Consider the following 13,442-nt stretch of genomic DNA (forward strand, 5'->3'; position numbering starts at 1 on the left):
CTCGGCCTGCCAGACGAAGAGCAGGCAGGCTAGCCCTACCAGGGCGATGGGCAGCACAAACCGGATCCGTTCACCCTTCTGCGCCATCCCGAGCCAGAGCGGCAGCAGGGCCAGCACGAAGTAGGAGGGACGCAGGGCCAGCATCAGGCCCAGCAGCAGGCCGGCCAGCGCCGTTTTGCGATGCTGCAAGGCCAGCAGCGTGCCCAGCCAGGCGGCGAGCGCCGGCCTGCTGCTGGGCCTGATGCTGGCCCTGCGTCCCTCCTACTTCGTGCTGGCCCTGCTGCCGCTCTGGCTCGGGATGGCGCAGAAGGGTGAACGGATCCGGTTTGTGCTGCCCATCGCCCTGGTAGGGCTAGCCTGCCTGCTCTTCGTCTGGCAGGCCGATGGCTGGGCCTACTTCGGCGAGGGGCGGCGCTTTACCGACGGCCACTTTACCCTGTGGGGCAACACGGCGGCGGCCCACGGGGATCGTCTGCTCAGCTGGGCCTTGACCCTGAGCAGCCAGCTCACCCCCCTCTGGCCCCTGGCGTTCGCCCTGCTGCTGGTCCCGCGCCGGCAAACAGAGAGAAAGCACCAGCCTGTCTGGACGTTGGGCTGGCTTGCTCTGCTGCTCTGGACCCTGCTTGGCCAGAATCCGGACAATCCCCGCCACCTGGCGCCCATCACCCTGCTCGGCCTGGTGCTGCTGGCGGGGAAATTGCCGCGCCGGGGCGAGCTGGCGGCCCTGATCTGCGCCCTCTTACTGCTGCTGACGACCCTGACCCCGCCAGCGCCCCCCGCCATGACCCGGGCCACCCGGCTGGCGGAGCAGGCATGCCCGGCGCTGGTGACCCAGTGGGGGGTGAGGCTGCTGCGAGAAACCACGGCCCTGCCCGTCACCGACGGTTGGTACGGGGGAGATGCCAGGCTCGCACAGGCCAAGGGGGCCTGCCGCCTCAGTCGGCGCCCCCTCGATGCCCATGAGTGGCCCGCCCCGAGCCGCCAGATCTGGTTCGCCCCCCGATTTCACGCCGAACCCGGCCTCTGGCTCGCCCTGCCCCGCTGACCCCCGCCATGGGGCGTTCCAGGGGGCCAGCCGCCTCGGCTACACTCACTGCGCGGACGCTGACAGGGAGAAGAGGCATGAAGGGCGACAAGGAGTGGGTGTGGGTACCCCTGGTGCTGACGCTGGCCAGCGCACTGCTGGTGCTGCCGCTCTGGTTGCAGGGGGGCAGCCGGGGACACGATCTCTTCCACCACCTGCTCTCCGGCCACTACTTTGCCCAGCAGCTGTGGCAGGGGGAGCTCTACCCCCGCTGGCTGATGGCCATGAACGGTGGCTTTGGCAGCCCCACCTTCTTCTTCTATCCCCCGCTTCCCTACTATGTCAGCGCCCTGCTTGCCGGACCCGGCGCCCCGGCCCAGCAGGCCATCTATCCCCTGCTCGGCAGCGCCACCCTGGCCCTGGTGCTCTCCGGCGGGTTTGCCTATCTGTGGCTGCGCAGCCTGGCCCCGCCCGGCCGGGCTCTCGCGGTCAGCCTGCTCTACCTGGCCCTGCCCTATCACCTCGCCATGGATCTCTACGCCCGCTTCGCCCTGGCAGAGTTCTGGGCCTTCGTCTGGGCCCCCCTCATCCTGCTCGGCCAGGATCTTGCCCACCGCGGTCGGCGCCCGGGGCTGCCACTGCTGATCTTCGCCCTGGCGCTGCTAGCCTTCTCCCACCTGCCCAGCCTGCTGCTGATGATGGGATTGGTGAGCCTGCGAGCCCTCTGGTTCGCCTGGCGCGGTCGCACCCTGCGCCCCTGCTGGCAAGCCCTCGGCGCCCAGGGGCTGGGGCTCTGCATGGCGGCCGCCCTGCTGCTGCCCGCCCTCGCTGATCAGGGGGCCATCTCCATGGAGATGATGCGAAGCGGCATGTTCGACTATCAGCGCAACTTCCTCGACCGCCTGCCCACCGCCTGGGACGACTGGCGCTTTCGTGGCCATCTGGCGTGGCTGAGCGTGCTCACCATGGCCCTGCTGCTGCTCGCCTGGGCCGCCGCCCGCGAGCCACGCCACCCCGAGCTCCTCTGCTGGGGGGCCATCGGGGTCGCCGCCTTCCTGATGATGCTGCCCCCGAGCCAACCGCTCTGGAGCCTGCTGCCCCCCTTGCAGCGGGTGCAGTTTCCCTGGCGGCTCAACCTCCTACTGGCCCTCGCCACGGTCGCCGTGGTGGCCCTGGGCACCCCGCCCCAACGCCTCTGGCAGGGGCTCTGGTGGGGCGTGCTCCTGCTGACGCTACTCTCCAGCCTGGCCTATGTGCGCCACGCCCCCCTCACCCAGTCCCCCACCCGGGAGGCCATGGCGTTCGAGTTCGACAGCAAGCGCAGTGCCCGGGAATACCGGCCACGGCAGGTGCCCGGCGGCATCTTCGCCCCCAGCCTGCTGGCCTGGAAGGAGGAGTTCCAGCCCCCGGTGAGCGCTGATCCCCCCGGCGCACGCTGGACCCTGACCCGCTGGCAACCCAGGGCGCTGGCCCTGGCGGTGAGCACCCGGGTCCCGACCCGGATCGTGCTGCACCAGTACCACTATCCCGGCTGGCAGGCCTGGCTCGACGAGAGCCTGAAGTTGACGGTGAGCGCCACCCCCCAGGGGCTGATCCAGGTCTGGGTGCCGGCGGGCAGCCACACCCTCACCCTGAGGCTCGCCCCACGCTGGCCCGAGCGGGCGGGCAATGCCCTCTCGCTGCTGGGGTGGCTGGCCTGGCTCCTGCTGCTTCGTCGCCCCGCCACCGGGGCTTCGCCCTGGCAGGATGAACCTGCCCAGGCCCGCCAAAGCTGATAGACTGATCTCCTGCGCCCTTGGCCTCTTGCCCACGACACGGAAACCCTATGCCTCAAGCCAGTCCCCTCTCCCCCCGTTTCCTCTTCATTCTGCTCGGTGCCCTGGCGGGACTGACCCCGCTCGCGGTGGACATGTACCTGCCCGCCATTCCCGCCATCGCCCGGGACCTGGCCACCAGCATCGACGGCGCCCAGCTCACCATCAGCGCCTTCCTGGGGGGCTTTGCCATCGGCCAGCTCTTCTACGGCCCGCTCGCCGACAGCTTCGGCCGCAAGCCGGTGATCCTGGCGGGGCTGGTGATGTTTGCCGTAGCCTCCGTGGGGTGCGCCATGGCGGACTCCCTGCCGGAGCTCCTGGCCTGGCGGATGCTGCAGGCCGCCGGCGGGGCCGCGGGCTCGGTGGTGGTCAACGCCCTGCTGCGGGACCTTTTCGAGAAGGATGCGTTCTCCCGGGCCATGTCCTTCGTCATCCTGGTGATGACGCTCGCGCCCCTGGTTGCCCCCGTGGTGGGCGGCTACATCAGCGCCCACAGCGACTGGCGGGTGATCTTCTGGCTGCTGGTGGGGATCAGCCTGCTCATCTGCGGAGTGATGCAGTGGAAGATCAGGGAGACCCTCAAGCCCGAGCACAAGCAGCCCCTCAAGCTCGGCCAGGTGCTTGGCAACTACTGGGGCGTGCTCACCCATCGCGGCGCCATGGGCTATGTGCTGTGCGGGGCCCTGTCGAGCTCCGGCATGTTCGCCTTCCTGAGCGCCTCCCCTTACGTCTACATCGAGTATTTCAAGGTGCCGACCGAGCACTACGGCTGGCTGTTCGGCCTCAACATCCTGCTGATGATGGTGGTCACCTTCGTCAACAGCCGCCTGGTGAAGGGAGTGGGCGCCGAGCGCATGCTGCAATACGGCCTGCTGGTGCTGCCGCTGGCCGGGGCCCTGCTCATCTACAACGCATGGAGCCAGAGCGGGGGCCTCTGGGGCATCGTCATCCCCGTGGTGCTCTTCGTCGGCCACATCAGCCTGGTGGGGGCCAACGCCATGACCGGCCTGATGGGGCACTTCCCCCAGTCCGCAGGCACCGCCTCGGCGCTCGCGGGCACCCTGCGCTTTGGCATCGGTGCCCTGGTGGGCATACTGGTGAACCTCAATCCCCCTGAATCCCCCCTGCCCATGGCCATCGCCATCGCCAGCTGCGGCCTGGGCTCGGCGCTCAGTTACTGGTTGCTGACCGGCAAGCGCGCCGCCTGAGAGCCCCATGAATGACAAAGCCCTGTCCATGGACAGGGCTTTTTTGTGTTCGCTTTGTGTGCGTGGCGACCCTCAGGGATCCGGTGAGAGTCCACTGCGCACCAGGATCTCGCTCTCCAGCCCATCCAGGCTCCGCTGGTTCTTCTTGCGCCAGTAAGCCTCTATCCCCTCCCGGCCCTGGCGCTCGGACCAGTTGGCGAGATCCTCCCTGTCCCCCTGGTACTCAAACAGGGGCACCGACATACCGCAGGAGGCCTGGACGCGTTCGATATCCAGCAGGAAGATCTGGCGGGCCGCGACGCTTGGGGGGAACAGCGCCAGCGACGACGCCCACTCCGGGCCCCCCCGGTGCAGCACCCGCGCCCGGCCATAGGCCCGCAAAATCAGCGGCGCCCCCTCGAAGGCGCAGAACATCACCGTCATGCGCGGGTGTTGCAGCACCTGGGCCGCCGACTCGTTGCCGCTGCCGGTCAGGTTGAGCCAGGCCAGGGTGTGGGCATCGATGACGCGCAGCGAGTCCCCGCCCTTGGGGGAGACATTGACCGTCCCCTCCGCGGCCGCCGTGCCGACGAAAAAGATCTTCTGCGCCTCGATGAAGGCCACATGGCGCGGCGAGAGCGCCTCGAACAGTTGTCCCATCTTCCCTTTCTCTCCCTGGTCACGCCATCAGAACAGGGCGCTGTTGAGCCACAGATGCGCCCCTATGCCGACCATATAGCCAAGCAGTATGGCGGGCAACCACTTGAGGTGGCCGACAAAGGTATACATGCCCCTGGCCTGCCCCATCAGGGCTACCCCGGCCGCCGAACCGATGGAGAGCAAACTGCCCCCCACCCCGGTGGTCAGGGTCACCAGCAGCCACTGCCCCGTGCTCATCTGCGGCTCCATGGAGAGCACGGCATACATCACGGGGATATTGTCGATGAGGGAGGAGAGCAGGCCGATGGTGACGTTCGCCAGGGTTGGGTCCCCTGCGTAGAGCAGCTGGGATGCAAGCGCCAGATAGCCCATGAAACCGAGCCCGCCGACACACATCACCACCCCGTAGAAGAAGAGCAGGGTGTCCCACTCCGCCTTGGCTATCTTGTTGAACACATCGAACGGCACGATGGAGCCCAGGCGCAGCAACCGGGCCTCGTCACCGGTGCGCGCATAGAGCGCCCGCTCCCGGGCCAGGGTGACGGGCTGTGTCTTGCGCAGGTAGAAACCGAAGAACTGCAGGTAACCGAGCCCCATCATCATGCCGAGCACGGGGGGCAGCGCCAGAAAATGATGGCAGGCGACCGCGGTCATGATGGTGAGCACAAAGAGCAGCACTATGGTGAAGGCCCCGCGCCTTGGCACCACCACGTCGCCCGACATCTCGGGGACGTGACGCGGCACCATCAGGCTCATCAGGGTGGCCGGTACCAGGAAGTTGAGCAGTGCCGGCACGAACAGCAACAGAAACTGCTCGAAGGGCACCTTGCCCGCCTGCCACACCATCAGGGTGGTGATGTCGCCGAAGGGGCTGAAGGCCCCGCCCGCATTGGCCGCCACGACGATGTTGATGCAGGCCAGGTTGATGAAGCGGCGATCTCCATTGGCCACGTTGAGCACCACGGAGCACATCAAGAGCGCCGTGGTCAGGTTGTCCACCACGGGGGAGATGAAGAAGGCCAGGATCCCCGTGAGCCAGAACAGGGACCGCAGGCTGAACCTGGCCCGCACCAGGCGGGCACGCAGGGCATCGAACAGCAGCCTGTCCTCCATGGCGTTGACATAGGTCATGGCCACCAGCAGGAAGAGCATCAGCTCGGCGTACTCCAGCAGCGTCTGGCGAAACCCCGCCTGCGCCAGCGGACTCTGCCCCTGCCCGGCATAGACCATGCCGATGATGATCCAGATGATGCCGGCCGCCACCAGCACGGGCTTGGACTTGCGCAGCTTCAGGTACTCCTCCGCCATCACCAGGCCATAGGCCAGGGCGAAGATGGCGAGGGCGAAGAGGCCGGCGCCGGTGTGCGTCAGGAGCAGAGGGCCGCCGTCGGCGAGCGCGGGGGCGCAGAAGAGGCCGAGGACGGCCGGGGGAAACAGGCGTGCAGATCCAGACATGGGTGCTTCTCTTGAGAACCGTCTGGCATTGAGGCTAGCAGCGAAGAGGGAAGACGCCCTCCCCGCCATGGTGGTGGCCCGCGCGGGGTGGGCGCTCACACAAAGGAATGCCGGGCCCGGTGCCGGGCCCCGTCATCAGGGCGACTTCTTGCCGAACCCGGATTGCTTGAGGGTATAGCCGGCGCTGTTCTGCCAGGCGTCCAGGCCGCTGCGGTTGTTGCCCGCCACCAGACTGGCGGCCAGGCTCGGGCTGTTGAACAGCTGATCGGCGGTGAAGAGGAAGCCCTGGCCGTGGGGAGTGAGCACCCCCTTGCCCAGCAGCTCCTGGCGCAGCTCGATCACCGCCTCGCGCAGGGAGGCGGCATCCTCGCCGTTGGCGGTGGAGCCCGCCTGCACCATGAAGCCGGGATTCTGGCGCTTGCCCACCGGATAACCGTGGGCCTCGGCCCCCTTGCCGTTGAAGTGGTAGAGCTCGCGCTCGCCGGGCTTGTTGTCGGAGAGCGCCTTTTGCAGGGTCATCAGCTCGTTGTAGATATCGATGGGGACCACGGCAGCCTGCTTGGCGCCCTTGCTGTCGACGATAAAACTGACTTGCTTGTGTAACATCCTTGCTCATCCTGTGACCCATGGAAGGCCCTATTCTAACCACCACAGGCGAGCGGGATCCAGCAAGGATCCGCTTCCCTTTTGCAGGCGCGATCACTAACTGGCATAGTGACTGACATTGTGAAAGCCATTGACCATCAAACGGTTATCCCATGCTCAGCCTGCGCAATCTCAGTAAATGCTTCGACAACGGCGGCGAGACGCTCCCCCTGTTTGCGGGGCTGGATCTCCAGCTCGCCCAGGGGGAGGCCTGCCTGCTGCTGGGGCAGAGCGGCTGTGGCAAGTCCACCCTGCTGAGCCTCATCGCGGGCCTGCTGCCCCCCGACGAGGGGGAGGTCTGGCTGGGGGAGACCCGCCTCGACACCCAACCGCCGGACGAGCGAGCCCGGCTGCGTGGCCGACACTTTGGCATCGTCTATCAGGACTTCAACCTGCTGCCGACCCTGACGGTGGAGGAGAACCTCTGCCTGCCGCTCGCCATCAACCAGCTCCCTCGCCATCAGCCAGAGATTGACGCCCTGCTGGCTCGCCTCGATCTTGCCCACAAGCGCCACGCCTGGCCGGAGCAGCTCTCCGGCGGCCAGCGCCAGCGAGTCGCCCTGGCCCGCGCCCTCATTCACAAGCCTCAGTGGCTGCTCGCGGACGAGCCCACCGGGAGTCTCGACGAGCACAACGCCGAGCAGGTGATGGCCCTGATGATGGCGGCGGTGCGGGGCACCGGCGCCGGCCTCTTGCTGGTGAGCCACAACCCCGCCTATGGCGCCCTGGCGGACAGGGTGCTGCGCCTTGAAGGGGGCCGCCTGGTCGAGCTCAAGGGGCGCCGCCATGACTGACGCCCGCCCCGGAGGGCAGTAATGTTGCCGCTGCCGCTGAAGGCGCTGCTGCGCCTCTATCGCACCCACCCCTGGCTGCTCTTGATGAGCCTGACCGGGCTCACCCTGGGGGTCACCCTGGTGGTGGCCATCGAGCTCTTGAACCACAGCGCCCGCACCAACTTCGTCGCCGCCCGCAGCCAGCTCGCCGGGGAGGCCAATTACCGCCTGGCGCCGAGCGGCGGGCTGGATGAGCGGCTCTATGTGAAACTGGTGCGAAGCCAGCCGAACCTCAACGCCATGCCAGAGCTGCACGCCTGGCTCAAGGACGAACAGGGGCGAAGCTTCCAGCTCCTCGGGATGGATCTCTTCAACCCCGGCCCCTTGCGCCGCCTCTTTGGCGCAGAGCCATACAGCCAACCCGATTTCTCGTTGAGCCGCGCCGACAGCGTCTGGCTGGCGGCCCCCGAGGCCAGGCGCCTCGGCTGGCAGCCGGGTCAGTCGCGGACGTTTCTCTTGAGCGACGGTTCGCCCGATGGCAAAGAGGGCAAGCGAGCGCTGACCCTCACCCTGGCCGGCACCTTCGAGCCCGGCGCCGTGCCAATGGAGCGGCTGCTGGTCACCGACATCGGCCTCGCCCAGCCCCTGCTGGGCAAGGAAGGGCGGCTCGATCGCATCGTTTTCAAGCTCAGCGAGCAAGAGGCCACGGCCTTGCAGGCGGCCCTGCAATCCTATGCCCCCCATCAGCCCCTCTGGCTTGAGCCCATCAGCCCGGCGCTCGATGCCAGCCAGCTCGGCGATGCCCTGGCGCTGAACCTCACGGCGCTCTCCCTGCTCGCCATGGCGGTGGGGCTCTTTCTGGTGTTCAACGCCCAGCGCTTCGTGCAGAGCGTGCGCCGTCCCCAGCTGGCCCAGCTCATCATCCTCGGGATGCCGCCGCGTCGGGTGCTTGGCTGGCTCATCCTGGAGCTTGTGATCCTCGCCAGCATCGGCACCCTGCTCGGGCTGCTGCTGGGAAGCCTGCTGGCCCTGGCCCTGATGGGGCAGCTCACCCAGGCGCTGGCCGATCTCTATGGCCCCAACCCCATCGATCTGCTGCGCCTCTCCCCCGCGAGCCTTGGCAAGGCGCTGGTGCTCGGCTTGGCTGGGACGCTGGCCGCCAACCTGCCCGGCTGGTGGCAACTGCTGCGCCAATCCCCCCTTGAACTGCGAGAAGGCAATAGCCGCCCGCCGGCTCATCCCTGGCAACGTCGGGGGCTCGCCATCGTCATCTTGCTGCTCTGCGCGCTCTGTCTGTGGCGGCCAGAAACCGGTCTCACCGGCGCCCTCTTCGTCGCCGGCGGCTGGCTGCTGGCCATGGCGCTCGCCCTGCCCGATGTGCTGCGCGCCGTGCTGGGACGGCTGAGATCCCGCCCCGGCGGCCCCCTTACCGCCCGGCTCGCGGTGGCCGAGACCCAATACCATCTGGATCGCACCGCCATCGCGGTGATGGCGCTGCAACTGGCCATCGCGGCGGCCATCGGCATCGGGGTCATGGTGTCGAGCTTTCGCTCGAGCGTGGAGATCTGGCTCGGCCAGCGTCTGGCCGCCGATCTCTATGTCAGCGCCCCCAGAGGGGTGGCGGGCAACCGCGGCGCCCTGGGCGAGCAGACTCTCAACACCATTCTTGCTGCGCCAGACGTGCGCGCCGCCTCCCGCCGCGCCGTGCATCCCGCCCGCTGGCAGGGGCAGCCCATTGAGTGGGCGCAGATGGACTTTATCCCCGAGCTCAAAACCGCCTATCCGCTGCTGGCCGGGAGCTGGCCCGCCGCCCCCGACGAGGTGCTGGCGAGCGAACCGCTGACGGTGCGCCTAGGGGTCAGGGTGGGGCAGACACTCGAAGTCACCGGCGAACAGGGCCCAAGGGCACTCACCGTCACCGGTGTCTATCAGGATTACGGCAGCGACAAGGGGCAGATACTGCACGCCTTCGAGGACGGGGCCGTGCAATCCCTCGCCCTCTTTAGCAACCAACCGGAGCGCCTCGCCGATCGCCTGCGGGCGCAGTTTGGTGAGGGGGTGAACCTCCTGCCCGCCCCCGCTATCCACGCCGCAGCCCTCAGGGTGTTCGACCAGACCTTTGTGGTGACCGAGCTGCTGAAATTGCTGATCCTGGGGATCGCCTTCGTCGGCATCGGCTCGGCCTTCATGGTGCTGGGGCTGGCCCGGCGCGGCGAGTTGCAGACCCTGCAGAGCTTAGGCGTAGGCCCACGCCACTGCCGCCGGCTGCTGGTGTGGCAGGGGGCGGGATTGGGGCTGCTCACCGCGCTGTTGGCCCTGCCGGTGGGCTATGGCCTTGCCTGGGTGCTGATTGAGGTGGTCAACCCCCGCGCCTTCGGCTGGCGCCTCGCCTTCGAGGCCGCCCCCCTGCACGCCGTCACGGCGCTCCTGCTCGCCCCCGTCTGTGGCGCGCTCGCCTCCTGGTACGCCGCAAGGAGAGTGGTATGAAAACATTCAACATCTGGTGGCTGGCGCTGCTCTGCACCCTGTATGGCACCGGGATCGGTGCCAACGATCTGGGTGCCATCCTTGGCGGCGGTAGCGATCACTTCAAAAAGGCCCTGCCGGGTCACTCCATCCGCCTGCCCGCGGATCACGGTGCCCACCCTGACTACCGCTCCGAGTGGTGGTATCTCACCGGCAACCTGAAAGACGAGCAGGGGCGCGACTACGGCATGCAGTGGACCCTGTTTCGCCAAGGCATCGAGCAGGAGATCACATCGGAGAACCCCTGGCTCACCCCCCAGCTCTGGCTGGCCCAGTTCGCCATCACAGATTTGAGCAAAGGCAGCCATCAGCAGGACGAACGCACCAGCCGCCAGGGGCCAGGGCTCGCCGGTGCCAGCGGCGGTCAGTATTGGCTGAAAGAGTGGGTGCTGGCCTCTCAAGGGGAATCGCTTTTTCCCGCCACCCTCAAGGTGCAGAGCAAGGCGGGGGATCTTGATTTGCAGGTGAGCGCCGCCAAGCCGGCGGTACTGCAAGGCAAAGCGGGTTACAGCGAGAAGAGCCCGGGCAACGCCTCCTTCTACTACTCCTACCCGCGCCTGACCATCAGCGGCACCCTGACCCTGGATGGCGAGACCCGCAACGTCAGCGGTGAGGGCTGGTTTGATCACGAGTGGAGCAGCTCGGTATTGGCCGAGTGGCAATCGGGCTGGGACTGGTTTTCGCTGCAGTTTGAAGATGGCCGCGAGCTGATGCTGTTTCGCCTGCGCACCAAGGCAGGACGATCTGAGCCGGAGAACCGCTACGGCATCCTGATTGAACGGGACGGCAGCAGCCGGGTGCTGAGCCCAGATCACATCCGCCTCACCCCCGGCAGGACCTGGCGTGGCCCCAAGGGGCAGCCCTACCCCATCGAGTGGCAGCTGGAAGCCGCCGATATCAAGCTCACCATCCAGGCGCGCCAGCCCAATCAGGCCATGACGGGGCGCTTTGACTACTGGGAGGGGGCGGTCTTAGTCTCGGGAGACGCCAAGGGCGTCGGTTATCTGGAGATGACCGGCTACTGAGTCTTACCCCTGATCGCCATCGCGGCTGAGCAGGTTCGACTCATGGATGTCAGCATCGGTGCGCGCTTGGCGATGCAGATAGCCACCTTCTAACTGTCACAGGCGGACAGGGCGGCGGCAAACATGGTTTTGTGGTGCATTCAATCGCCGCTGAATTTACTGAAGGAAGGGTTCGCCGGTCGACGCAAGATCTGTAACCAGCTGTTACAAGGCATTGATGAGCAAGAGATAACACATGACTTGCTTGACCGGGCGGTGCAGCAACAAGAAGAGAGGCCACCTCCCCTCCCCCCGTTTCTCTCGACCTTTCCACGTCAAAATCTGACCGCTATCAAGATTTCATTCAAATCCCACGGATCGGCTGTGTTTTTACTCAACAGGAACGGTCAGCCTTTGATAGGCTACTCATCCGGCCCTCAGAGCCAAAAGGCAACCGAGTTCAGCCCATGATCTATCCCTCCTCAATTCAGTTAAAAACAGCATGCAGGGAGCTGTAACCCTGTGCGGTAGCTATCTTGTTTGCCGATAGGTGATATAAAAAAATGAATACCAGTGAAAATTGTTATCAGAAAATCAAGAAGAATCAATATATCCACACCTATGAATCATATATATTGGCATAAAAAATTTAAATACCAAAGACTCCCCATTACATTAGAAGGACTCAAGATAAGTGAATATTGACGATATTATTTCAAGCTTAGATTCAGGTGGTCCTAAGAGCTATTACGACTTTGAGACATTCATTCAGGAGCTATTTAGAAATCACCTCAAGGAACAAGGCAGGGAATTTATTATACCCAATGAAAAAAATACATTTGGAGATGGTTTCGCCCCTTCAGGATTTGATAACTTCGAGGGCCCAACACTAATAGAAATAAAATTAAATTTGGCGTCTGGCTCCTACCATAACATAACTGAAAAAATCATAGCAAAGTCATCAAGCCAGTTCATTGAAACACCATTCAATACACTTCTCATTATAACAGCCAGACCCATCCAAAATGTCATAATGAAAAGAATAGAAGCTTATATAAGCAGCATAAATTTGCCTTTTTCAGTAAAAATATGGGGGCCAGATGAATTAAAGAGAATTGTTAATAAAAATCAAAAAATCGTAAAGAAAATTTCAAACAATTTATTTTCTTTACGATTAGCATCGGCCATTTCCAAATCACCGAAGGAATGGAGGACAGAGCGTAGAGATATAATTAATAAGTTGAAAGCAAGCTATAATAAAGGACAGTTTTCCCTATTTTTAGGTGCAGGTGTATCTAGCAGTGCAGGAATGCCTGATTGGAACACTTTACTGAACTCATTATTTGTCACGTATTTGGCTAAAGAATTTGATAACGATATTGAAATAGGAGAGAAAGATATTGGTGATCTAGTTAACCGTCTAAATGCTGTTGATGAACCGTCAGCCCTTATGGCTGCCCGTTATTTACGCAAAGGATTATCAAAGAGTGATGTAAAGGCTAAAGATTTTATTCTAGCAGTTACAAGTAATCTATATAAGCTTCGGAATGAAGATTATATAATTGACTCTGACTTGATAAAATCAATAGCCTCTATGTGTTTACCACGTAGAACTGGGGCCAAAGTTAAGTCAGTTGTTACATACAACTTTGATGATCTACTAGAACGTCAGTTGAAAAAGAACACCATACATTATCGCTGCATTTACACAGATAAAGAAAGCTATGATCCAGATGAACTACCGATTTACCACGTTCATGGATTTTTACCTGAAGATAGAAAGTCATATGAAGGATTAGATGACTCCACCCTCGTATTTTCAGAGGAAGGATACCATCAGATATATTCCGATTCATATCACTGGTCAAATCTTGTTCAGCTGAACTCCTTTAGAGAAAGCAATTGTCTAATGGTTGGTTTATCTATGACAGACCCTAACCTTCGAAGACTACTCGACATTTCATCTAGAAATATCGAGCAAAGCAAGCATTTTGCATTTATGAAAAGACTCTCTCCGGAGAGCTTCTGTATTGAAAAAGACAAAGAAAGCGGCGAAGAAATAGCTGCTGTAAAAAATAAAGATGCAGCAGAAAAGTTTCTAATTAGCCATCATGCATTAAATGAAGAACTAATGAAAGAATTGGGCGTTACAATAATTTGGTATGAATCATATGAAGAAATTCATCAGATAATAAAAGATGTGTCAATGTTTGAAAAATGAATTCTTAAAACAGAATCTAGGGCACCCACCTTTCTGAGCCGGCTGTAGTCATAATCGGATAGGTGTTGCGTAGATCCTTGAAGCAAGGGTACACCGAGCGAGAAACAGTTTACTGTGATATCGCAAGCCTATT

9 protein-coding genes and 2 pseudogenes are annotated in these 13,442 nt (G+C 62.6%); 7 read left to right on the forward strand and 4 right to left on the reverse strand.

Features of this window, described 5'->3' with window-relative positions; translation table 11 throughout:
• A pseudogene (locus BN1136_RS01935) lies at positions 1–189 on the reverse strand (hypothetical protein); the annotation flags it as partial.
• 25 nt (positions 190–214) lie between these two features.
• Here BN1136_RS01935 and BN1136_RS01940 point away from each other — a divergent pair.
• From BN1136_RS01940 to BN1136_RS01950, 3 genes and pseudogenes are all read left to right on the forward strand, one after another.
• Positions 215–1,045: pseudogene (locus tag BN1136_RS01940) on the forward strand (hypothetical protein); the annotation flags it as partial.
• A gap of 77 nt (positions 1,046–1,122) precedes the next feature.
• Positions 1,123–2,799: a hypothetical protein gene (locus BN1136_RS01945; protein ID WP_043761273.1), complete on the forward strand. Its 1,677-nt coding sequence runs from the start codon at positions 1,123–1,125 to the stop codon at positions 2,797–2,799.
• A gap of 50 nt (positions 2,800–2,849) precedes the next feature.
• A complete protein-coding gene (locus tag BN1136_RS01950; protein ID WP_043761275.1) occupies positions 2,850–4,046 on the forward strand; it encodes a Bcr/CflA family multidrug efflux MFS transporter in 1,197 nt (398 codons plus the stop codon).
• Positions 4,047–4,118: 72 nt separating this feature from the next.
• Here the strand turns inward: BN1136_RS01950 and BN1136_RS01955 are convergent, their stop codons facing one another.
• The 3 genes from BN1136_RS01955 to BN1136_RS01965 all read right to left on the reverse strand — a co-directional run bounded on the left by BN1136_RS01955 (position 4,119) and on the right by BN1136_RS01965 (position 6,746).
• The gene (locus BN1136_RS01955) at positions 4,119–4,685 is read right to left on the reverse strand and encodes a pyridoxamine 5'-phosphate oxidase family protein (RefSeq protein WP_043761277.1); all 567 of its coding nucleotides are present in this window, start codon (positions 4,683–4,685) and stop codon (positions 4,119–4,121) included.
• Positions 4,686–4,712: 27 nt separating this feature from the next.
• Entirely contained in the window at positions 4,713–6,140 is a 1,428-nt protein-coding gene (gene nhaD / locus BN1136_RS01960) for a sodium:proton antiporter NhaD (protein WP_043761278.1), read from the reverse strand.
• Between the two features lie 135 nt (positions 6,141–6,275).
• Entirely contained in the window at positions 6,276–6,746 is a 471-nt protein-coding gene (locus BN1136_RS01965; protein ID WP_043761280.1) for a DUF4357 domain-containing protein, read from the reverse strand.
• A gap of 152 nt (positions 6,747–6,898) precedes the next feature.
• Between BN1136_RS01965 and BN1136_RS01970 the strand changes: the two genes are divergently transcribed.
• From BN1136_RS01970 to BN1136_RS19590, 4 genes are all read left to right on the forward strand, one after another.
• Entirely contained in the window at positions 6,899–7,579 is a 681-nt protein-coding gene (locus tag BN1136_RS01970; protein ID WP_043761282.1) for an ABC transporter ATP-binding protein, read from the forward strand.
• Positions 7,580–7,600: 21 nt separating this feature from the next.
• The gene (locus BN1136_RS01975) at positions 7,601–10,045 is read left to right on the forward strand and encodes an FtsX-like permease family protein (protein WP_043761284.1); all 2,445 of its coding nucleotides are present in this window, start codon (positions 7,601–7,603) and stop codon (positions 10,043–10,045) included.
• Positions 10,042–11,109 carry a lipocalin-like domain-containing protein gene (locus tag BN1136_RS01980; RefSeq protein WP_043761286.1) on the forward strand — a complete coding sequence of 356 codons (1,068 nt, stop codon included), beginning with the start codon at positions 10,042–10,044 and terminating at the stop codon, positions 11,107–11,109. The genes BN1136_RS01975 and BN1136_RS01980 overlap by 4 nt, the downstream gene beginning before the upstream one ends.
• A gap of 673 nt (positions 11,110–11,782) precedes the next feature.
• Positions 11,783–13,309 (forward strand): SIR2 family protein, encoded by a 1,527-nt coding sequence (locus tag BN1136_RS19590; RefSeq protein WP_081843767.1) that lies wholly within the window; start codon positions 11,783–11,785, stop codon positions 13,307–13,309.
• Positions 13,310–13,442 lie beyond the last annotated feature (133 nt).

The sequence above is a fragment of the Aeromonas taiwanensis genome, assembly GCF_000820165.1.
Lineage (GTDB): Bacteria > Pseudomonadota > Gammaproteobacteria > Enterobacterales > Aeromonadaceae > Aeromonas > Aeromonas taiwanensis.